The organism is Streptomyces sp. NPDC006476 (assembly GCF_040612015.1).
Taxonomy (GTDB): Bacteria; Actinomycetota; Actinomycetes; order Streptomycetales; family Streptomycetaceae; genus Streptomyces; species Streptomyces griseorubiginosus_B.
This window is the reverse complement of sequence record NZ_JBEXPK010000267.1, coordinates 1-2,010: the sequence shown is the minus strand read 5'-3', so window position 1 is coordinate 2,010 and position 2,010 is coordinate 1. Positions and strand designations below refer to the sequence as shown.

Here is a 2,010-nt window from a genome sequence, read left to right as displayed (position 1 = left end):
CAGCAGCAGACTCGCGGCCCTTGCCCCTCACCGCATCAAGAACGGTGCACTCTCATCCGTACGAGGTGGTGCACGTTCACTTGTACGCGGACATCGGCCAGGTTCTCTCCGGTTTCAACGAGGTCAAGGCATTCGTGAGGCAGGCTGGTCTTCGTGCCGTTCGGCAGCCTCACCAGCGCGTTTCCGTGCCGGTCTTCCAAGAAGACGACGAGTGTTGATGCCAGATCACCAGGGTTCATGGCGCGCACCGTACTCCGGGGTGCGGAGAGTCTTGGTGGTTGGGTCAAGCTGCCCTGCTGGTCGTCTCTGCGGGTGGGGTGGCGGTGAAGGTGCGGTTGTCGCGGAGCAGCGCCCATAAGACGTCGACGCGCCGGCGGGCGAGGGCGATGACGGCGGGGATGTGTTTGTGTCCCTCTGCTCGTTTCTTGAGGTAGTAGGTGCGGTTGGGGCCGTCGCGAATGATGCTGGTCTGGGCGGAGAGGTAGAACACGCGGCGCAGGCGTCGGCTGTAGCGCTGTGGTCGGTGCAGGTTGCCGGTGCGGCGTCCGGAGTCCTTGGAGACCGGGACGAGGCCAGCGGCGGAGGCGAGGTGGCCTGAGTCGGGGTAGGCCGCGAGGTCGCCCGCGGCGACGAGGAATTCAGCCCCCAGGATCGGGCCCATGCCGGGCAGCGATTCGATGACGGCGGCCTGCGGGTGGGAGTGGAAGGCGTCGCGGATCTGCCGGTCGAGTTGCTTGAGCCGGTCGTCCAGGGCCAGGGTCTGTTGGGCGAGGTCCGCGGTGATGCGTGCGGCGGTGTCCTGGCCGGGCAGAGTGACGTGCTGGGCGTGCGCGGCAGTGAGGGCGGTGTCGGCCACCGCGTCAGGGTGGCGCACGCCTCGGGCGGCGAGCCAGCGGGCGAGGCGCGCTGGCCCGCAGCGGCGCAGAGCGGCAGGCGTCTGATAGCTGGTGAGCAGAACCAGGGCACCTTTGTGGTCGGCGTAGTCGAAAGCCGACTCCAAAGCCGGGCTGATGCCGGTGAGTACGTCGTGGAGACGGTTGAGCAGACGGACCCGGTCGGCGATCAGGTCCGAGCGGTGTGTGGTGAGCAGCGCCAGGTCTGCGGCGAGACCGGTGCGCGCCTCAACAGGGGCAAAGTCCCGCCGCAGCCGGGCGGTGTCGGCGATGACGTAGGCGTCGCGGGCATCGGTCTTGGCCTCGCCGCGGTAGGCGCCGGCCATGCGGTTGACCGTTCGGCCGGGCACGTAGACAACCCGCTGTCCATGCGACGTGAGGAGCGCAAGCAGCAGGGCGGACGGGGTGCCGGGGATGTCCACGGCCCAGTGCACTTGCTCGGCCAGGCCAAGCACTTCAGTGAGGCCTGCAACGAGCGCGGCCTCGTCGTTGTGGATCTTCTTGCTCCACACCGTTGTTCCGGTGCCGTCAACAGCGACCCACCAGTGGTGGGCCTTGCCGGCGTCGATACCGACCCATAAACGTGGCAGCAGCGCGGTCATGAGCGTCTCCTCGGTTTCAGGCAGCGTGCCTTTTGGTCCGAGGACCCCCCGCCGTCAGCTCCGTAATCAGCGACCGTTTCGCACATCTCAATCAGCGGCCTGGGCGTCCCGAAGAGCGAAGCGGCCACTCCACCGGAGCCACCGGGGGCAAGCGACTTTAGAGCCACACCCCACTCTTCCGGACCGCCAAACAACTTACGGAGCGGCTTTGGGCTGGAGCTGCTTTGGGGCGAGTGATCTTGGCCCCGTAAGCTGATGGCGAGTCGGGCAGTCTGTGGACCTGCCCGTTAAAGCACGACGTTGGGGCCAAGATCTTAGAGGCTCGCCCCAAAGTGGCTGCCTAAAGCCGTGGAGCCGACCGCCCCAGCCACAGAGGGTGTCTCCCCCTTCATGCCCGCAGCCGCCGAGCGCGCCGCCGGGCGCGGCCAGCCAGGGCGAAGACAGGAGGCAGGCCGCGCCGCAGAGGCGGCGCGCGCCCGCGCCGTGCGCGGGTGGACGGAAGAGCCCACCTCTGT

The 2,010-nt window shown here is 68.0% G+C and carries 2 protein-coding genes; one reads left to right on the top strand and one right to left on the bottom strand.

What is annotated here, in order from left to right; translation table 11 throughout:
- Positions 1-218: hypothetical protein (locus ABZZ74_RS53875; protein WP_356951407.1), on the top strand; the 218-nt coding region annotated here is incomplete at its 5' end.
- Between the two features lie 65 nt (positions 219-283).
- Here ABZZ74_RS53875 and ABZZ74_RS53870 read toward each other — a convergent pair.
- Positions 284-1,495, bottom strand: a complete 1,212-nt coding sequence (locus ABZZ74_RS53870) for an IS110 family transposase (RefSeq protein WP_356951406.1) — start codon at positions 1,493-1,495, stop codon at positions 284-286.
- Between the last annotated feature and the right edge of the window lie 515 nt (positions 1,496-2,010).